Origin of the sequence: Maribacter dokdonensis DSW-8 (genome assembly GCF_001447995.1) — a bacterium.
Taxonomy (GTDB): domain Bacteria; phylum Bacteroidota; class Bacteroidia; order Flavobacteriales; family Flavobacteriaceae; genus Maribacter; species Maribacter dokdonensis.
Map to the genome: position 1 here is coordinate 152600 of NZ_LDPE01000003.1, position 21230 is coordinate 173829.

The following is a 21230-nucleotide window of genomic DNA, read 5'->3' on the forward strand; positions in this document are numbered from 1 at the left end:
CTTTGCAAGGGTAACATTGCTTCATGAAATATATAATTTTAGTTTTATTGTGTTTTACAACGTCAATTGTTTTAGGACAAGATGTAATTGGAAAACCACAGAAAAAAGGCGATTCGCTTTCATTGGTAAAGAAAACAAAGCCAATAAATCCAAAAGACAAGCTTAAAAATGATTCTATAACTTTAACTATAGAAGATTATAAAATAATTTCTTTTGAAAGAGATACTACTTTTTTAGATACAACCTTGACTATCCAAAAGGAGTATAAGTATAACTACTTGCGTGAAGATGACTTTGAGTTAATGTCTTTTTCCAACATTGGGCAAGCCTATAACGAACTTGGGGTTGATTTTGAAAGGGTGGGGAGCTATCCAAATCTTGGGGCACTAGCAAAAGACCGTAAATACCTAGAGAAAGAACAAATTAATTATTATAATGTAGCCACCCCAATGACCGAGTTGTTTTTTAAAACAACTTTGGAAGAAGGTCAATTACTAGACGCAAATTTGACTTTCAATACCTCTAGAAGGTTAAATTTTTCTATTGGTTATATAGGCTTTCGTTCCCTTGGTAAGTATAATGATACTCAAATAGAATCAGGTAATTTCATAACTACTACAAATTATTTATCTAAAAACGGTAGATATTCGTTAAGAGCGCACATAGCTGCACAGAATATTTCGTCTGAAGAAAATGGAGGCTTGGCAGAAAAAGAAGAGCAATTTGAATCTGGTGATGAGGATTTTATAAATAGACCAAGGGTAGATGTCTTGTTAGATGATGCTGAAAATAAGATATTAGGTAAAAGATATTACTTAGACCATCAATATAAATTGGTGAGAAAACGGTTAGATTCTACCCGGTTTGAAAAAACGGCATTATCTATAGGACATAGTTTTGATTATGAGACCAAGTATTATCAGTTTATAGAAACATCGAATGATACATTATTTGGTGATGCAATTTTAAGTGCTATAGATGATAAGGCAATTTTGAAGACGTTTTATAACGAGGTTAATATAGAATTTTACAACAAGACACTTGGTAGGCTAACAGGCGGTGTTAATATGTATAATTACGATTATTATTTCAATAGCAGGCTTATTGAAGCAGATGGAACGGTAATACCCAATAGGTTGAACGGAACTGAGTTTGGACTGGTGGGAAATTATGAAAAACGAATAGGTGGTTTTGATTTTAATGCGGATTTAAAATATAACCTTTCAGGTGAGTTGGCGGGTAATGTATTCAATGCCTCCGCATCCTATAATATTAATGATAATAATAAGGTAAGGTTCGCCTTGCACAATTCTACTAGGTTGCCCAATTTTAACTACTTATTGTATCAAAGTGAATATTTTAATTATAACTGGGATAATAGTAATGTTTTTGAAAAGGAAAGAGCAAGTAGTTTAAAAGGTGAGTTGTTGTCCAAAACTTGGGGACACTTAATGGTGAAGTATAGTAATTTAGATAACTATACATATTTTGCCCCTGTATCAGAAGAGGTAATTGCCGATGGGTTGGATAATGCATTTATAAAACCGTTGCAAGAGGGTAATACGGTATCTCATCTAAAAGTGAAATATCAAAAAGAATTTAAGGTTGGAATGTTTGCATTGAATAATACGGTCATGTATCAAAATGTGACTCAAGATTCTCAAGTACTCAATGTTCCGCAACTGGTAACTAGAAACACATTGTATTTTTCTTCTGATGTTTTTAAGAAAGCAATGTTTTTACAGACGGGTGTATCCTTTAAATACTTTACTGCTTATAATATGAATGGGTATAATCCTGTATTGGGTGAATTTTATGTTCAAAATAAAGAAGAGTTGGGTGGGTACCCTTTGTTAGATTTCTTTATTAATGCAAGAATACAACAGACTAGAATTTATTTAAAGGCAGAACATTTTAACGCTTCGTTTTCTGGATATGATTATTATGCTGCACCAAATTACCCTTATCGGGACTTTGTTATACGTTTTGGTTTGGTATGGAATTTCTTTTCTTGATCAAAAAAGCTATGTAAAACATAAGGTCTTTAAGTGTCATTTAAATTCAGATGCTTAAAATTGAAGCAATGTGTAGCTTTCCTTGTTTTCTAACCCCCGTTGAATCAGGCGGGTATGAGCCGTGGTAAAAAACCTTGTATTTATTTTGCAAAAAAGTCTTGTTCATTTGAAAATAGGTTGTAGATTTGCACCCCGCTAGCGAGGAAGACGAGTTCTGAATCGGGAGTCGGAAAAGGTTCATTTATATGTTGGTTGGTCTGGGAAAAAAAAGAAAAAAATATTTTTTTTTCGAAATAAGTTGCCAGGTTAAAAAACAGTTGTATATTTGCAGCCGCTTAGGGAAACACCTAAGGGAAACGAAGCCGGGAAGGTCGCATGATCCAAGGGCGGAGTGGATGGAAGTTCATTGAAATATTGTGGAGATTTAAGAATCGAGAACGGGTGAGGACCTGTTCGAGAGGAACACGAATTAAGAAACATACCATATAATGTGCCTTGTGCATATTTGGATATATTGAATCGAGAGTCGGGGCCGGGATGGATTTGGTTTCGTTGGGACGAATATTTACAAAACAACGATGAAGAGTTTGATCCTGGCTCAGGATGAACGCTAGCGGCAGGCCTAACACATGCAAGTCGAGGGGCAGCGGGGAAAAGCTTGCTTTTCCGCCGGCGACCGGCGCACGGGTGCGCACCGCGTATGGAACCTGCCTTGTACAGGGGAATAGCCCAGGGAAACTTGGATTAATGCCCCGTAGTACCGTATTTCGGCATCGTTATACGGTTAAAGCCTTCGGGCGGTACAAGATGGCCATGCGTCCCATTAGCTAGATGGTAAGGTAACGGCTTACCATGGCTACGATGGGTAGGGGCCCTGAGAGGGGGATCCCCCACACTGGTACTGAGACACGGACCAGACTCCTACGGGAGGCAGCAGTGAGGAATATTGGACAATGGAGGAGACTCTGATCCAGCCATGCCGCGTGCAGGAAGAATGCCCTATGGGTAGTAAACTGCTTTTATACGGGAAGAAAAAGAGCTACGTGTAGCTTACTGACGGTACCGTAAGAATAAGGACCGGCTAACTCCGTGCCAGCAGCCGCGGTAATACGGAGGGTCCGAGCGTTATCCGGAATTATTGGGTTTAAAGGGTCCGTAGGCGGGCCGATAAGTCAGGGGTGAAAGTCTGCCGCTCAACGGTAGAACTGCCTTTGATACTGTCGGTCTTGAGTTATAGTGAAGTTGCCGGAATATGTAGTGTAGCGGTGAAATGCATAGATATTACATAGAACACCGATTGCGAAGGCAGGTGACTAACTATATACTGACGCTGATGGACGAAAGCGTGGGGAGCGAACAGGATTAGATACCCTGGTAGTCCACGCCGTAAACGATGGATACTAGCTGTCCGGGGCCTTGAGTTCTGGGCGGCCAAGCGAAAGTGATAAGTATCCCACCTGGGGAGTACGTTCGCAAGAATGAAACTCAAAGGAATTGACGGGGGCCCGCACAAGCGGTGGAGCATGTGGTTTAATTCGATGATACGCGAGGAACCTTACCAGGGCTTAAATGCATATTGACAGGGTCAGAGATGACTTTTCCTTCGGGCAATTTGCAAGGTGCTGCATGGTTGTCGTCAGCTCGTGCCGTGAGGTGTCAGGTTAAGTCCTATAACGAGCGCAACCCCTACCGTTAGTTGCCAGCATGTCATGATGGGGACTCTAACGGGACTGCCGGTGCAAACCGTGAGGAAGGTGGGGATGACGTCAAATCATCACGGCCCTTACGTCCTGGGCCACACACGTGCTACAATGGCAGGTACAGAGAGCAGCCACGTCGCAAGGCGGAGCGAATCTATAAAACCTGTCACAGTTCGGATCGGGGTCTGCAACTCGACCCCGTGAAGCTGGAATCGCTAGTAATCGGATATCAGCCATGATCCGGTGAATACGTTCCCGGGCCTTGTACACACCGCCCGTCAAGCCATGGAAGCCGGGAGTGCCTGAAGTCCGTCACCGTAAGGAGCGGCCTAGGGCAAGATCGGTAACTAGGGCTAAGTCGTAACAAGGTAGCCGTACCGGAAGGTGCGGCTGGAACACCTCCTTTCTAGAGATTGTCCTTTTAAGGACGGTCCCTGGCGAAACGAAGAATCGGAATAACGGTCCCGGTCTTTTGGTTTAATACGATTGTTTTCAAAAAAAAAATAGTGTTCGAATAAGAATAAAGATCTCCATAATCATGATATATAAGTAATTGCTTTTCCGGGAAGGTATTTATACTGAAGAGGAAGAGTAGGGACAGTCCCATAGCTCAGCTGGTTAGAGCGCTACACTGATAATGTAGAGGTCGGCAGTTCGAGTCTGCCTGGGACTACAAACAAGAAAGGGTGCCCATGGGGCATTACGTTCATATATTGAAATATTGAAGGAAATTTTAGAAGTTGTGCTACCTGTCAACTGTAAACTGGCAACAGCCGACTTATGGAATTGGGGGATTAGCTCAGCTGGCTAGAGCGCCTGCCTTGCACGCAGGAGGTCATCGGTTCGACTCCGATATTCTCCACATTACGATTGACAATGTTCAATTGGCAATAAACAATTTTTAATTGTTCATTGTTCACTGATAATTGTTAACTGTTCAACGTTCATTGACATATTGGAACAGGAGGTAAGACATTTTTAATGTTTTACCGACTAAAAAAGAAAGAAACACGAATCTTTATTAAGTAAAGAGTACGAATAAGATAGAATAGATTAAAGATCTGGCGACAAGCTGGAAAAGGGCGTATGGGGAATGCCTAGGCTCTCAGAGGCGAAGAAGGACGTGATAAGCTGCGAAAAGCTACGGGGATCGGCACACACGATATGATCCGTAGATATCCGAATGGGGCAACCCGGCATATTGAAGATATGTCATGGCGTAAGCCAAGCAAACCCGGGGAACTGAAACATCTAAGTACCCGGAGGAGGAGAAAACAAAAGTGATTCCGATAGTAGCGGCGAGCGAAATCGGATTAGTCCAAACCGTACATGTTCCGGCATGTGCGGGGTTGTAGGACCACGACATTCGAGATGTAATGAACTAGAACGCTTTGGAAATAGCGGCCATAGAGGGTGATAGTCCCGTATAGGCAAAGAGCATTTAGATAGTGGTATCCTGAGTAGTGCGGGGCACGTGAAACCCTGTATGAATCCGGCGGGACCATCCGCCAAGACTAAATACTCCTGAGAGACCGATAGTGAACCAGTACCGTGAGGGAAAGGTGAAAAGAACCGTGAATAACGGAGTGAAATAGATCCTGAAACCATACGCTTACAAGCGGTCGGAGCCCATATGGGTGACGGCGTGCCTTTTGCATAATGAGCCTACGAGTTACTTTTACTGGCAAGGTTAAGTTCTTCAGGAACGGAGCCGTAGCGAAAGCGAGTCTTAATAGGGCGCCATAGTCAGTAGTAGTAGACGCGAAACCGTGCGATCTACCCATGGGCAGGTTGAAGCTGTGGTAACACATAGTGGAGGACCGAACCCGTTGACGTTGAAAAGTCTTGGGATGACCTGTGGGTAGGGGTGAAAGGCCAATCAAGCTCGGAAATAGCTCGTACTCCCCGAAATGCATTTAGGTGCAGCGTGTAGATAGTTTTATAGAGGTAGAGCTACTGATTGGATGCGGGGGCTTCACCGCCTACCAATTCCTGACAAACTCCGAATGCTATAAAATGTTTCTGCGCAGTGAGGGCATGGGTGCTAAGGTCCATGTCCGAGAGGGAAAGAACCCAGATCACCGGCTAAGGTCCCAAAGTATATGCTAAGTTGATATAACGCGGTGGAACTGCATTGACAGCCAGGATGTTGGCTTGGAAGCAGCCATTCATTTAAAGAGTGCGTAACAGCTCACTGGTCGAGCGGTTCCGCATGGATAATAATCGGGCATAAGCATATCACCGAAGCCGTGACTTTGTATTTATACAAGGGGTAGGGGAGCATTGTAACTGCGTCGAAGGCGTACCTGCGAGGGATGCTGGAGCGGTTACAAACGAAAATGTAGGCATAAGTAACGATAATGCGGGCGAGAAACCCGCACGCCGAAAGACCAAGGTTTCCCCAGCTATGCTAATCAGCTGGGGGTCAGTCGGGACCTAACGCGAACCCGAAGGGGATAGTGGATGGACAACAGATTAATATTTCTGTACCTGCTCACGCTAAAAGTGACGGAGGCGAGAAGTTGGTGCGTACAGACGGAATTGTACGTTGAAGGGAGTAGTAATACCCCGATAGTACACCGAGGCCACGGCCAAGGTGATAATCCAGCATATCGACTTCCAAGAAAAGCGAGTGAAGCAGCCCGTACCGTAAACCGACACAGGTGGTTGGGATGAGTATTCTAAGGCGCTCGAGAGATTCATGGCTAAGGAACTAGGCAAAATAGACCCGTAACTTCGGGAGAAGGGTCGCCCCCTTATGGGGGGCCGCAGTGAAGAGGTCCAGGCGACTGTTTATCAAAAACACAGGGCTCTGCAAAATCGAAAGATGACGTATAGGGCCTGACACCTGCCCGGTGCTGGAAGGTTAAGAGGAGATGTCATTCCTTCGGGGAGAAGCATTGAATTGAAGCCCCAGTAAACGGCGGCCGTAACTATAACGGTCCTAAGGTAGCGAAATTCCTTGTCGGGTAAGTTCCGACCTGCACGAATGGTGCAACGATCTGGACACTGTCTCGGCCATGAGCTCGGTGAAATTGTAGTATCGGTGAAGATGCCGGTTACCCGCAGTGGGACGAAAAGACCCCGTGCACCTTTACTATAGCTTCGTATTGACCTTGGTCAAGCAATGTGTAGGATAGCTGGGAGACTTTGAAGCTGCATCGCCAGGTGTGGTGGAGTCATTGTTGAAATACCAGCCTTTGCTTGTCCGGGGCCTAACTCTCTTATGAGAGAACAGTGCGTGGTGGGTAGTTTGACTGGGGTGGTCGCCTCCAAAAGAGTAACGGAGGCTTCTAAAGGTGCCCTCAATACGGTTGGCAATCGTGTGTAGAGTGCAATGGCACAAGGGCGCTTGACTGAGAGACATACAGGTCGATCAGGTTGGAAACAAGAGCATAGTGATCCGGTGGTTCCGCATGGAAGGGCCATCGCTCAAAGGATAAAAGGTACGCCGGGGATAACAGGCTGATCTCCCCCAAGAGCTCATATCGACGGGGGGGTTTGGCACCTCGATGTCGGCTCGTCACATCCTGGGGCTGGAGAAGGTCCCAAGGGTTGGGCTGTTCGCCCATTAAAGTGGCACGCGAGCTGGGTTCAGAACGTCGTGAGACAGTTCGGTCTCTATCTACTGCGGGCGTTAGAAATTTGAGTGGATCTGACTCTAGTACGAGAGGACCGAGTTGGACCGACCGCTGGTGCGCCAGTTGTTCCGCCAGGAGCATCGCTGGGTAGCTATGTCGGGATCGGATAAGCGCTGAAAGCATATAAGCGCGAAACCGGCCACAAGATGAGATTTCTTTAAAGGGCCGTGGGAGATGACCACGTTGATAGGCTATAGGTGGAAGGGCAGTAATGTCCGTAGCCGAGTAGTACTAATTGCCCGTCAGGCTTGCGCATACGTACGTCCCTTCCTTGTGGAGGGGCGCACGACGATCTTTACTTCTTTCTTTCGATTCTGAAACATACTTGACGATATACATGTTTCTTTCCTTTATAGGAATCCTGTTCCATTCATGTCAACGATATTGCGGCGAAGGCCGCGGTCGGCAATGTCCGATCCAAAACTTAGGTGGCCATGGCGACGGGGCCCACCCCTTACCATTCCGAACAGGGAAGTTAAGACCGTTTGCGCCGATGGTACTGCTATACCAAGTGGGAGAGTAGGTAGCCGCCTTTTTCGAAAGCCCCTTACAGTAATGTAAGGGGCTTTTTTTATACCCTAAAGTGAAAGTGACCGGGGTGATATAAGTATTACCCTATCTTCATACGGACTGTTATACTTCTAGTGCAATTATAAGTAAGTAGTTATAGGTGTTGCTCTTTGAATGCCTAAGGGCTAGTTCTGCTGTTTCATTTAAGTTTAAAAGATGTAATGAGCCTAATAATGAATACAGAAAAATATTTATTATTGATATTATGAGCTATTATTTAATGAATTTGGATATTGATAAGTGAAGTATAGCCAAATAAATAAAAAAAATCCGCAATTGTTAAGGTTGCGGATTTGTAATTTTTAGGTAGTTAATAATTATACCCTAGGTAAATCACCTTCACCTTTTAATGGTAAAGCAGTTTCTCCCATTAAATATTTATCTACATGATGTGCAGCTTGTCTACCTTCTGAAATGGCCCAGACAATAAGAGATTGTCCTCTTCTTTGGTCACCAGCTGCAAAAACACCAGGAACATTTGTTTTATAATCATTTTCAGAGGCTTTTATATTGGTTCTTGCATCCATTTCTAAACCTAATTGGTTCGCAACGGTATTTTCAGAGCCGGTAAAGCCTAAAGCTAATAAGGCCAAATCACATTTCCATTCCTTCTCAGTACCTTCAACTTCTTTTAACTGTGGTCGTTGTCCTGGAGTTTTAATCCATTCTACTTCAGAAGTTATTAACCCTGTAAGGTTACCATCTTGATCACCAATAAATTTTTTGGTGGAAATACTAAAGAAACGCTCAGCTCCTTCTTTGTGAGAAGAACTAGTTCTTAAACGCATAGGCCAAAACGGCCAAGGCTGACCTTCGGGTCTTTCTGTAGTGGCCATTGGCATGATCTCGAAATTTGATACTGAAATTGCTCCATGTCTAAAAGATGTTCCAATACAATCTGATCCAGTATCACCACCACCAATAACAATTACATTTTTATTGGTTGCTTTTATTTCTTCTCCAAGTTCTTTGATACCATCTACTCTTCTGTTGTTCTGTCCAAGAAAATCCATGGCTTGAACAACCCCTTTTAAGTCAGACCCTTCAATGGGTAAATTTCTTCGGATAGTAGCCCCACCGGTTAAAACAATAGCATCAAAATTTTGTTTTAATTCATCAGCTTTTATATCTACTCCAATATGTACACCGCAATTGAAGTTTATACCTTCAGCTTTCAGAATTTCTAAACGACGATCAATGACATTTTTTTCCATTTTAAAATCGGGAATTCCGTAACGTAAAAGCCCGCCCGGTTTTTCATCACGTTCAAAAACAGTTACGTTATGGCCCGCTCTATTCAATTGCTGTGCCGTGGCTAGACCTGCAGGTCCTGATCCAACGATAGCTACTTTTTTGCCGGTTCTGGTAAGTGGCGGTTTAGCAGATATCCAACCTTTCTCAAAGGCAGTTTCTACAATATTTTTTTCAATATTTTCAATACTTACCGGATCTTCATTAATACCCAAAACACATGCCTCTTCGCATGGTGCCGGGCACAATCTACCGGTAAATTCTGGAAAATTATTTGTTGAATGTAATATTGAACTTGCTTTTTCCCATTTACCACGGTATACAGCATCATTAAAATCTGGAATTAAATTACCCAATGGGCAACCACTATGGCAAAAAGGTATGCCACAATCCATACAGCGTGCACCTTGATTTTTTAATTCATTTTCTGGTAACGGTACTGTAAATTCCTTGTAATTTTTTAAACGTTCCTCAACCGGTTCGTATGCTTCAATTTTTCTGTCGAATTCCAAAAATCCTGTTGTCTTTCCCATGTTCCGATCTTAAATAGTTTGTAAATTTTCTTTTTCTAATCTAATTAGAGCTTGTCTGTATTCTTCAGGTAATACCTTAACGAATTTTGGTAGGTATGATTCCCAATTTTCAAGAATACGCTGAGCTAAAGGACTCGAGGTCGAATTATAATGGCTTTCGATTAAATCTTTAAGCTGCTTAATGTCTGGAGCTTCTGTAACTTCTAACAGGTTTAAACCTTCTAGACTACAACGTTGTTTAAAAGTTTTGTGGTTATCTAAGACATATGCAATACCACCACTCATTCCTGCTCCAAAGTTTCTTCCAACTTCACCAAGAATGACAGCAACACCACCTGTCATATACTCACAACCATGATCTCCTATACCTTCAACAACTGCTTTTGCACCTGAATTACGAACACAGAAACGCTCACCTGCCTTACCATTAATATATGCTCTACCGGCGGTAGCACCATAAAGTGTTACATTACCGGTAATTACGTTATCTTCTGGTATAATTGTAGACTTTTCAGGTACTTTTATGACTAGTTTAGCACCAGAAAGTCCTTTACCTAGGTAATCATTAGTATTACCATTAACGACCATTGTTAGACCTCTTGTGGCAAATGCCCCGAAGCTTTGACCGGCCGACCCAGTAAAGTTCAAGCGTAATGTATTAATAGGAAGCCCTTCTGCGCCATAAGTTTTAGATATTTCGTTACTTATTATGGCACCTACCGCACGATCCGTATTGCAAATAGGATAGTCTAACGTTAATTTTTCCTTTCTAAATAATGATGGATTCGCTTTTGCAATAATATCAAACTCTATAGATTTATCTATATCGTGTTTTTGCTTTTCAGTATTATAGAACTTAGTTCCTTTTGGTACATCAACTTGGTGAAGTATCGGTGTTAAATCGATACCAGCTGCTTTATAATGGTCAATTGCTTTTTTACGATCTAGTTTCTGTACCTGGCCTACCATTTCGTTAATAGTCTTGAAGCCTAATTGCGCCATTATTTCACGCAATTCTTGTGCAACAAAATACATGTAGTTAACCACATGTTCTGGCTTACCTTTAAACTTCTTTCTAAGTTCAGGGTTTTGGGTTGCAATACCAACTGGACAAGTGTTTAAATGACAAACTCTCATCATTATACATCCTGAGGCTACTAAAGGTGCAGTGGCAAAACCGAATTCTTCAGCACCTAAAAGACAAGCTACGGCAACATCTCTACCAGTTTTTAATTGTCCGTCACATTCAAGAACAATTCTATTTCTTAAATCGTTTAATACAAGGGTTTGTTGGGCTTCGGCTATACCAAGTTCCCATGGTAAACCTGCATGCTTTAATGAAGTTAAAGGAGATGCTCCGGTACCTCCGTCAAAACCGGAAACCAAAACTACATCTGCTTTAGCTTTTGAAACACCTGCTGCAACAGTACCTACACCTACTTCTGAAACAAGCTTTACATTTATTCTTGCTTTTCTATTTGCTGATTTTAAATCATATATAAGTTGTGATAAATCTTCAATAGAGTAGATGTCATGATGTGGCGGTGGTGAAATTAGACCAACATAAGGTGTTGAGTTTCTTGTTTTGGCAATTTCAGGATTTACTTTAGGTCCAGGTAATTGACCACCTTCACCTGGCTTGGCCCCTTGCGCCATTTTAATTTGAATTTCTTTGGCATTGGTCAAGTAATTTGAGGTAACTCCAAATCTACCGGAAGCCACTTGCTTAATAGCACTGTTTCTCCAATCACCTGTTGCATTTTTGTAAAATCTATTTTGATCTTCACCACCTTCTCCAGAATTACTTTTTCCACCAATACGGTTCATTGCAATCGCAAGGTTTTCGTGTGCCTCTTTGCTGATAGATCCGTAAGACATTGCCCCGGTTTTGAACCTTTTGACAATTTCTGTCCAAGGCTCAACTTCTTCTATTGGAATAGGATCATAGTTGGAGAATTCAAAAAGACCTCTAATGGTCATTAAGTTTTTTGATTGCTCATTAACCATTTTAGAGTACTCCTTATACGTATCAGGTTCATTATTACGTACTGATTTTTGAAGCTTGGCAATGGATAGTGGATTGAACATATGCTTTTCTCCATCTCTTCTCCATCTATATTCACCACCAATTTCCAAATCTAAATTGGCATCAATTTGCTTTTTGCTAAAGCTCTTGTGATGACGAAGGGCAATTTCTTTTTCAATTTGATAAAGCCCTATACCTTGAATACGTGTAGGTGTATTTGGGAAATACTTTTCAACTACCTTGGTGTTTATTCCTATACATTCAAATAGTTGAGAACCACGGTAAGAGTTAAGGGTAGATATACCAATCTTGTTCATCACCTTTAAAATTCCCTTGCCAATAGCTTTATTGTAATTTTTTATTGCTTCATCAAATGAGAATTCCGTGATGTCATGCTCTTCTATCTGCTCGGCAATAATTTCATTAACCAAGTAGGGATTTATGGCACTTGCGCCAAAACCGAATAATAATGCAAAATGATGTACTTCACGAGGCTCTGCAGATTCAATGATAACACTAAGCTTAGAGCGTTTACCTAATTTTTGTAATCCACTATTTACAAAAGAACAAGCCAATAGGGCGGGTATGGGCGCCATTTCATCATTGACATTTCTATCTGATAGGATAATAATATTAGCACCATCATCTACTGCCGCAGAAGCTTGGTCTAATACTGATTGTAAAGCATCTTCTAGTCCGTTGTGCCCTTTTTGTATAGAATATAAAATAGGTATTGAAACCACTTTATAATCTGGACTGACGTCGTAATTTTTAATTTTATCTAAATCTTCTTTAGATATAACTGGATTCTGAATTTTTAGTTTTCTACAGTGATATTCTGAAAATTCAAATATGTTGTGATCGCTACCTAATGTTAAACTAATATCCGTAATCAACTCTTCACGTATACCATCTAACGGAGGGTTGGTAACTTGAGCGAAAAGCTGCTTGAAATAATTGTAAATTAATTGAGGACGTTGAGATAAAACGGCTATTGGAGTATCTGATCCCATTGAACCTATAGGTTCTTTACCAGACTTTGCCATTGGTAAGATAATGGTGTTGATATCTTCTATGGTATAGCCAAATACAGATTTTCTTTTTTCAAGCGTTTCTTCTCCAATAAATAAAGGACAATCATTATATGGTATATCCTTTAAATGTACCAAATTATCATCCAGCCATTTTTTATAAGGGTATTTTTGTGCGATGTTTTCTTTAATTTCTTCATCATTCACAATTCTTCCCTCTTCCATGTTTACCAAGAACATTTTACCCGGTTGTAACCTTCCATGAAAATCTACATTTTCAGGAGTGATATCTACAACACCGGTTTCAGAAGACATTACTACGTAATCATCTTTAGTTACCGTATATCTAGAAGGTCTTAGACCATTTCTATCCAAAACGGCACCAATGTAGTTACCGTCTGTAAATGGTATTGATGCAGGACCGTCCCAAGGTTCCATCATACAAGAATGGTATTCGTAAAATGCCCTTTTAGCCTCTGACATCTCAGGGTTTTTCTCCCAAGCCTCAGGTACTAGAATCATCATGACTTCTGGTAAAGATCTACCGGTCATCAATAATAGTTCAACCACCATATCCATAGTAGCGGAGTCAGATTTTCCTGGTAGAATTATTGGAAGTATGTTTTTGATTTCATTTCCGAACATATCACTTTGTAATAGTTCTTCTCTTGAAAACATACGGGTAACGTTGCCTCTTAGGGTGTTTATTTCACCGTTGTGACACATATATCTAAACGGTTGTGCCAAATCCCAAGTAGGGAAAGTGTTTGTGGAAAAACGCTGGTGTACCAAGGCTAATCTAGTTACTACTCTTGAATCCATTAGATCTGAGTAGTATAGGCTTATATCTAAAGGCATTAAAAGTCCTTTGAATATAATTATCTTAGTGGATAGACTGGGAACATAAAAGAATTTATTCTCAGATAATTTTGAATTGATTATCGTATGCTCAGTAATCTTTCTGGCAATGAAGAGCTTTAAGTTGAAATCAAAATAATCTTGCTCGTTACTTTCTTTTGCAACAAAAATCTGTTTTACAAAAGGTTCTGTTTCAGCAGCTATTCTACCAGGTATTGATCTATTAACGGGAACATCTCTCCATCCTAATAATTTTAAGCCTTGTTTTTTTATGTTTTCTTCAAAAACTGAAATACAGAAATTACGTTGGTTTTCTTTTCTAGGGAAGAAAATATTACCAACTGCATATTCACCCGCTTCTGGCAGATCAAAACTACATACAGCCTGAAAAAAATCATGAGGAATATCAACTAATATTCCTGCTCCATCTCCTGTTTTACCGTCGGCACTAACAGCACCTCTGTGCTCTAAACGTTCAAGTATTTCCAACGCTTTATGTATAATGTCGTTGGATTTTTTTCCTTTAAGGCTGCATATAAAACCAGCCCCACAGTTATCATGTTCAAATTCCGGTAAATATAATCCTTGCTTCTTCAGTGTCATAATTTGTGGTATTTCTTCAAAAATATCAATTTAATTGAATTATATTCAATGGTTGGAATAAATTCAAATATTAAATTCAACGAAACAAATAAAAGCTTAAAAAATCTATAATTACATATTTTTAAAACCTTCAATTTATCATATTGATAAATTTAAGTTAATAATATGAAAATACAGAGGTGAAGAAGGGGTTAAGTGAGGGTTTATGTAACTTTCTAACAATTACATCTAACTTTATTGAGAGGGTAACAAAGTGATTGTCTTATTTGTGAAACATTACCCCCTCTTTAAAAAGGGGGTAATGTTTAAAAATGTTGTTTTTTATTTTAGAATACTTCTGGAAATTACAATTTTTTGTATTTCAGAAGTTCCTTCGTAAATCTGCGTAATCTTAGCATCTCTCATTAAACGCTCTACATGGTAATCTTTAACAAAACCGTTACCACCGTGAATTTGCACAGCTTCAACTGTAGTTTCCATGGCAACTTTAGAAGCGTATAGCTTTGCCATGGCACCAGACAAATCATAATCCTTTCCATTATCTTTATCTAAAGCGGATTGATAAACCAATAATCTTGCTGCCTGAATTTCGGTATGCATATCTGCTAGTTTAAATGCTATGGCTTGGTGATTGCTTATCTCGGTACCAAATGCTTTACGTTCTTTAGAGTATTTTAAGGCTAGTTCATATGCCCCAGCTGCAATACCGAGCGCTTGGGCGGCAATTCCTATGCGGCCACCTGCAAGGGTTTTCATTGCGAATTTGAAGCCAAAACCATCTTCTCCAATTCTATTTTCTTTGGGCACCTTTACATCATTAAATATTAAGGAATGTGTGTCGCTACCTCTAATGCCTAATTTGTTTTCTTTGGGTCCTATTTCAAAACCAGGGGTGCCTTTTTCTATGATCAAGGCATTTATACCTCTGTGTTTTTTGTCCTTATCGGTTTGTGCAATAACTAAATAGGTACTGGCAGTATTACCATTTGTAATCCAGTTTTTGGTGCCATTAACAATATAATGGTCTCCCATGTCAATTGCGGTTGTTTTTTGTGAGGTGGCATCGCTACCGGCCTCAGGCTCGGAAAGACAAAAAGCGCCTATTTGTTCTCCTGTGGATAATTTGGTAAGATATTTTTCTTTTTGTTCTTCGGTGCCAAATTTTTCAAGTCCCCAACAAACCAACGAGTTGTTTACTGACATTACTACTGAGGTAGAAGCGTCTATTTTGGAAATTTCTTCCATTGCCAATACGTATGATAAGGTGTCCAGTCCGCTACCACCATATTTAGGGTCTACCATCATACCTAGAAACCCAAGTTCACCTAATTTTTTAATTTCCTCTTTCGGAAATCTTTGAGCATCGTCTCTTTCAATTACCTCTGCTAAAAGTTCAGTTTGTGCGAAATCTCGTGCCGCTTGCTGTATAAGTTTTTGTTCTTCATTTAATGAAAAATCCATCTAATATGTATAAAAGTTATCTTCTCAAAGATAAAGATATAGAAGTTAAATATTAAACTTTAGAGATGTGTAATGTTTGATTTTTGAAAACCAAATTGCTAGGTTAGGATTGAAAGATGATATTTAACATTTTGTTAAGCGTTAAAATAGTGATGCCGTACATGCGTATTATTTGATAATACTTTGATTTAAGTATTTGGATGTCAGATATCTTCGGTATTATTGTGAAATCATTAGGAATTCACAGACTATTTTGAATATATTTGGATGATTTATTTTTTTGTATTTAGAACCTATATTTGACACCTTATCAATAGATATTAAAAAAACCAACGAACATGGAAACCATAATTATTATTGTTTTTTTGGCAGGATATCTTGCCATCACATTAGAGCACAATCTTAAAATAGATAAACTTATTCCTGCATTGGCCATGATGGCTATTCTGTGGGCTTTGATAGCACTTGGAATTGATGGCTATGAAAACTGGTTCGATTCTGTTCAGCAAGGTTTGGTTTCTGGTTTCTCTGATTTAGGGCATTTGGATAAAATGCATATTATGGAAGAATCTCTTTTGCATCACCTTGGAAAGACTGCAGAGATTCTGTTCTTCTTGTTAGGGGCAATGACCATTGTTGAAATCATTGATTATTTTGATGGTTTTGCTACCATTAAAGGTTTTATAAAAACTAAAAAGAAAAGTAAGCTATTGTGGTTGTTCTCAATATTGGCATTTATTTTATCTGCTATTATAGATAACCTTACCGCAACTATTGTTTTGATCACAATTTTGCAAAAAGTAATAAAGGATCGCGAAACAAAATTATGGTTTGCGGGTATGATCGTGATTACTGCTAATGCCGGTGGTGCCTGGTCTCCTATTGGAGATGTTACAACGACCATGTTGTGGATCGCAAACAAGGTAAGTGCAGGTCAATTGGTAATACATGTATTATTGCCTTCATTGGTGTGTATGCTAGTTCCTGTTTTAATAGCTGGAAGATTTAAGATTTTTAAAGGTTTAATAGATGGTGATCTAGATGGTGAGATTTCAAAATCTAAATATGGAGGTACAATGTTGTACTTAGGTTTAGGTGCCATTTTGTTCGTTCCAATATTTAAGACAGTAACACACCTTCCTCCTTACGTTGGTATGATGTTGTCTTTGGCGGTTGTGGCAACTTTTGCTGAGATTTACAGTAACAAAAAATTCAACATTTCTAGTGTTGAAGGAGAAGATGACGATAATGCAGGGCACCATAGTCCTGTTCACCATTCGCTATCCAAAATAGAATTACCTAGTATATTATTCTTCTTGGGTATTTTATTGGCAGTAGCGGCAATGGAGTCTTTAGGGATTTTATTTAATGCTGCAGGTGCATTGAACGAGGCAATTCCTAATACCGATATCGTAGTTATGTTATTTGGTGTAGGTTCTGCGGTAATTGACAACGTTCCCTTAGTTGCTGCAAGTATGGGTATGTTCAGTGAGCCGTTAGATAGTCCGTTATGGCATTTTATAGCTTATTCGGCCGGTACAGGTGGAAGTATGTTGATAATTGGTTCTGCGGCAGGTGTTGTAGCTATGGGTATGGAAAAGATTGATTTTTTCTGGTATCTGAAAAAAATTGCCTGGTTGGCTTTAATCGGTTTTGTTAGTGGTGCGATCGTATTTATATTATTGAGAGATTTTGTTCTACACGGATAATTTAATTCGCAATTCATCGTTATAAAGGCAAATTCAATATATAAAGAATACTATGTTATTATTTCAGGATTTGGCTCAAGATGCGAGCGAAGAATTATTATCTGAAGAGAAAACTCTATCGGTTATCGATTTAATATTTAACGGAGGAACGGGAAGTGTAATAATAATTACCGTATTGTTCATAATGTTAGGGGTGGCTCTGTATATCTATTTTGAACGTTTACTTGCAGTAAATGCGGCTTCAAAAATAGATAAGAATTTCATGAATCAAATTCGTGATTACGTTACATCAGGTAAATTAGATGCAGCTAAAATTTTATGTGCACAGACAGATTCGCCTGTTGCAAGGTTAACTGAAAAAGGTGTTTCCCGTATTGGCAAGCCATTAGATGATATCAATACCGCTATAGAAAATGCCGGTACCTTAGAGGTGTATAAATTAGAAAAGAACGTAAGTATATTGGCTACTGTTGCCGGTGCGGCTCCCATGATCGGATTTTTGGGTACCGTTATTGGTATGATTCTTGCTTTTCATGAGATGGCAAGTAGTGGTGGTCAAGCGGAGATGGGTTCATTGGCGTCTGGTATTTATACAGCGATGACAACAACCGTAGCTGGATTAATTGTCGGTATTATAGCCTATGTTGGTTACAACCATTTGGTGAATAGAACCGATAAAGTGGTGCATAAAATGGAGGCTAATGCCGTTGAATTTTTAGACTTATTAAACGAACCTCTTTAATTTTTTATTATGAAATTAAAAGGAAGAAATAAGGTCAGTCCAGACTTTAGCATGTCTTCAATGACAGATATTGTATTCTTGTTATTGGTGTTTTTTATGCTAACGGCGAATTCTCCTAATGCCTTAGACTTATTATTGCCTAAAGCAAAAGGAAAGTCTACCAATACGCAAAATGTTTCTGTAAGCATAGACAAGAATCTTCAATATTTTGTTAATGACGAAAGAATTAATGGAGAATATATTGAAATAGAATTGAAAAAGGCGCTTGCAGGGCAGGATAGCCCTACAATTATACTTAGAGCCGAAGAAAGCGTAGCAATTAAAGAGGCGGTAAACGTAATGGATATTGCCAATAGAAATAATTACAAGGTAATTTTGGCGGTTCGCCCAAATTAAATGGCATTTTTAGATACTAAACATAAAAAGAAATCACTGACACTTACAACGTTGTTGCTAAGTGCATTATTATTGGTTTTATTTTATATAGGTCTAACATATATGGACCCACCTGAGGAAAACGGAATATCTGTCAACTTTGGTACTACTCAGTTTGGTAGCGGAAGAATTCAGCCTAAAGAAAAAATTCAATCTGAGCCTGTGGATACTCCTCCTGTAGAGCCTACAAAGCAAGAGGTTGCAGAGGCAATTGAGAATCCTGTTGAAGAAGTGGAAGAAGTTTCGGCGGAGAAAGAGTCACCTGCAGAAAAGTTGTTAACACAGGAAAATGAGGAAGCTGTTAAAATAAATCAAGCCAAAGAAGCCAAAAGAAAGGTGGATGAAGCCGCGGCTGACGCTAAACGGAAAGCAGAAGCAGCGGAGAATAAGAAAAAAGCGGAGGCTGCCAGAATTGCACAGCAGAAGAAAGAAGCTGAAGAGCGCGCACGGAAAGAGCAGGAGGCAAAGAAAAAAGCATTGGACGAGATGATGGGTGGTCTTAATAAGTCTGATGGAACGGCTACTGGAAGTGAAGGAGATGATGATAGGGCTGGAGATAAAGGTCAACCGGACGGAGATCCCTACGCAACTAGCTATTATGGAGGTCCGGGCAGTGGAAGCGGAACAGGTGGATATGGACTAAATGGTAGGTCTTTAGTGAATAAAGGAAAAGTTGCACAAGAATGTAACCAATCTGGTAGAGTTGTGGTGAGAATTACTGTAGATCGCAATGGAAAAGTTATCAGTGCGGAACCAGGAGTAAAGGGTACGACCAATAATGATCCATGTTTGCTGGAACCAGCTAGAAAAACCGCTTTTATGCACAAATGGAACTTAGATAGTAATGCACCTAGTAAACAAACTGGTTTTGTTGTAGTTAATTTCAAGCTGGGAGAGTGACCTATAAAGAGACTTTGGATTGGATGTTTGCTCAACTTCCAATGTATCAGAATAAGGGTAAAGTAGCCTTTAATTCAAAACTAGATGGTATAACCTTGTTTGCGTCCCATTTAGAAAATCCTCATACTAATTTTAAAAGTATTCATGTAGCAGGTACCAACGGTAAAGGTTCCAGTAGTCACTTATTGGCTTCGGTTTTGCAGGAGGCAGGCTATAAGGTAGGGTTGTATACTTCACCTCATTTAAAAGATTTTAGAGAGCGTATTCGAATCAACGGTAAAAAAATCAATAAAGATTGGGTAGTTGATTTCATTGAGAACAATTCTTCTTTTTTTGAACAGCATAAACTTTCATTCTTTGAAATGACCGTTGGTATGGCATTCTCATATTTTGATAAGGAAAGTGTGGATATTGCCATTATTGAAGTTGGCTTAGGAGGGCGTTTGGATTCTACTAATATAATTCATCCAGAAGTGAGTTTAATTACAAATATAGGTCTGGATCATACCGATATTCTTGGAGATACTATACCTGAAATAGCTAGGGAAAAAGCAGGAATTATAAAACCCAATACTCCTGTTGTAATTAGTGAGTTTAATGAGGAAACCGCTCCTATTTTCAAGAAAGTAGCGAATAAAATGAATTCTAAGATTTTATTTGCAGATAGTGGTAATTACAATAGAGATTACGAAATAGGTCTTCTAGGGTCTTATCAGAAACGAAATATTAAAGGTGTTTTGGGAACATTGAACCTGTTAAAAGGTTTTGAGATTCGTGAAGAGGATAAAGTTCATGGTTTCAAGAATGTGGTCAAAAATACGGGCCTAATGGGACGCTGGCAGAAAATTGGTGATCAACCTACTGTTATTTGTGATACTGCTCATAATAAAGATGGACTATCTTATATATTGGAACAATTAAAAAACCAAGAGTTTGATACCCTACATATTGTTATTGGTGTAGTAAAGGATAAGAATATTACTGATATTTTACCTCTATTTCCTAAAAATGCGGTTTATTATTTCTGCAAACCAAAAATTTTTAGGGGCTTGGATGAAAATATTTTAGCAAGCCAATTTTATGACCTGAATTTCAAGGGTGAGATATATAAGTCTGTGAATAAGGCATTTAAAACAGCGAAAAAACAGGCTAAAAAATCTGATTTAATTTATGTGGGCGGTAGTAACTTTGTTGTAGCAGAAGTTCTTTAATTTTTTATTGATTTTTCTTTTGAGAATTGTAAAAGTATTATATATTTGCACACCCTTAACAAGGGCTCTTAGCTCAGTTGGTTCAGAGCACCTGCCTTACAAGCAGGGGGTCACTGGTTCGAATCCAGTAGGGCCCACATAGTAAAAGGCTTTCATGAAAATGAAAGCCTTTTTTCGTTTTTAGAATTTAGGTTTTTATTCCTGTATTTAAACAGAAAAAATGAAGTACGCTAATAAGGTGATCTTAGTGATCTTCTAGATACTTTTTATTTTCCATCATTTTTACTTAATCATCATTTTTAATTCTTTTGAACATAAGGTACTGTTAAGAAGGTGTTTTATATTCATGCTTGTCAATTTGGCATTTTTGGCCTTTATAAATATGAATATCTTAACAGATAAATGTTAAATTTTTTAAATATTGAAATTCACGCTCTGTTTTATCTTAATAGCTAGGTTATTCATATTAAAAAATGTTCAACATGTACCTCAATTGCCCATAAAGACTACTATTTTAGGGCTAATGTCATTTTGATAAATATTC

At 39.3% G+C, this 21230-nt stretch carries 9 protein-coding genes, 3 tRNA genes and 3 rRNA genes; 12 read left to right on the forward strand and 3 right to left on the reverse strand.

Annotated features, from left to right (window positions below):
• Positions 1–23: 23 nt before the first annotated feature.
• The 6 genes from I600_RS14370 to rrf all read left to right on the forward strand — a co-directional run bounded on the left by I600_RS14370 (position 24) and on the right by rrf (position 7892).
• Complete coding sequence (locus I600_RS14370; RefSeq protein ID WP_058105255.1) at positions 24–2015, forward strand: putative porin; 1992 nt, start codon at positions 24–26, stop codon at positions 2013–2015.
• A 575-nt stretch (positions 2016–2590) separates the two neighbouring features.
• Positions 2591–4121: ribosomal RNA gene (locus I600_RS14375) — 16S ribosomal RNA — on the forward strand.
• A 193-nt stretch (positions 4122–4314) separates the two neighbouring features.
• Positions 4315–4388: transfer RNA gene (locus I600_RS14380), tRNA-Ile, on the forward strand.
• A 115-nt stretch (positions 4389–4503) separates the two neighbouring features.
• Positions 4504–4577, forward strand: a tRNA-Ala gene (locus I600_RS14385).
• A 202-nt stretch (positions 4578–4779) separates the two neighbouring features.
• Positions 4780–7612 (forward strand): 23S ribosomal RNA (locus I600_RS14390).
• 168 nt (positions 7613–7780) lie between these two features.
• Positions 7781–7892: ribosomal RNA gene (gene rrf / locus I600_RS14395) — 5S ribosomal RNA — on the forward strand.
• Together the 16S, 23S and 5S rRNA genes with 2 tRNA genes alongside form the textbook arrangement of a ribosomal RNA operon.
• Positions 7893–8243: 351 nt before the next feature.
• Here rrf and I600_RS14400 read toward each other — a convergent pair.
• The 3 genes from I600_RS14400 to I600_RS14410 all read right to left on the reverse strand — a co-directional run bounded on the left by I600_RS14400 (position 8244) and on the right by I600_RS14410 (position 15689).
• Entirely contained in the window at positions 8244–9710 is a 1467-nt protein-coding gene (locus I600_RS14400) for a glutamate synthase subunit beta (protein ID WP_058105256.1), read from the reverse strand.
• 9 nt (positions 9711–9719) lie between these two features.
• Positions 9720–14228 carry a glutamate synthase large subunit gene (gene gltB, locus I600_RS14405; RefSeq protein ID WP_058105257.1) on the reverse strand — a complete coding sequence of 1503 codons (4509 nt, stop codon included), beginning with the start codon at positions 14226–14228 and terminating at the stop codon, positions 9720–9722.
• 321 nt (positions 14229–14549) lie between these two features.
• Positions 14550–15689, reverse strand: a complete 1140-nt coding sequence (locus I600_RS14410) for an acyl-CoA dehydrogenase (RefSeq protein WP_058105258.1) — start codon at positions 15687–15689, stop codon at positions 14550–14552.
• Positions 15690–16027: 338 nt separating this feature from the next.
• Between I600_RS14410 and nhaD the strand changes: the two genes are divergently transcribed.
• From nhaD to I600_RS14440, 6 genes are all read left to right on the forward strand, one after another.
• Positions 16028–17398, forward strand: coding sequence for a sodium:proton antiporter NhaD (gene nhaD, locus I600_RS14415; protein WP_058105259.1), 1371 nt, complete (start codon positions 16028–16030; stop codon positions 17396–17398).
• 52 nt (positions 17399–17450) lie between these two features.
• Positions 17451–18140 carry a MotA/TolQ/ExbB proton channel family protein gene (locus tag I600_RS14420; RefSeq protein ID WP_058105260.1) on the forward strand — a complete coding sequence of 230 codons (690 nt, stop codon included), beginning with the start codon at positions 17451–17453 and terminating at the stop codon, positions 18138–18140.
• A 9-nt stretch (positions 18141–18149) separates the two neighbouring features.
• Positions 18150–18536: an ExbD/TolR family protein gene (locus I600_RS14425; protein WP_027068115.1), complete on the forward strand. Its 387-nt coding sequence runs from the start codon at positions 18150–18152 to the stop codon at positions 18534–18536.
• On the forward strand, positions 18537–19475 hold the full coding sequence (locus tag I600_RS14430) for a hypothetical protein (protein WP_058105261.1): 939 nt from the start codon (positions 18537–18539) through the stop codon (positions 19473–19475). It abuts the gene before it with no gap.
• Positions 19472–20686, forward strand: coding sequence for a bifunctional folylpolyglutamate synthase/dihydrofolate synthase (locus I600_RS14435; RefSeq protein ID WP_058105262.1), 1215 nt, complete (start codon positions 19472–19474; stop codon positions 20684–20686). Before I600_RS14430 ends, I600_RS14435 begins: the two co-directional genes overlap by 4 nt.
• 62 nt (positions 20687–20748) lie before the next feature.
• Positions 20749–20823: transfer RNA gene (locus I600_RS14440), tRNA-Val, on the forward strand.
• Positions 20824–21230: the final 407 nt, after the last annotated feature.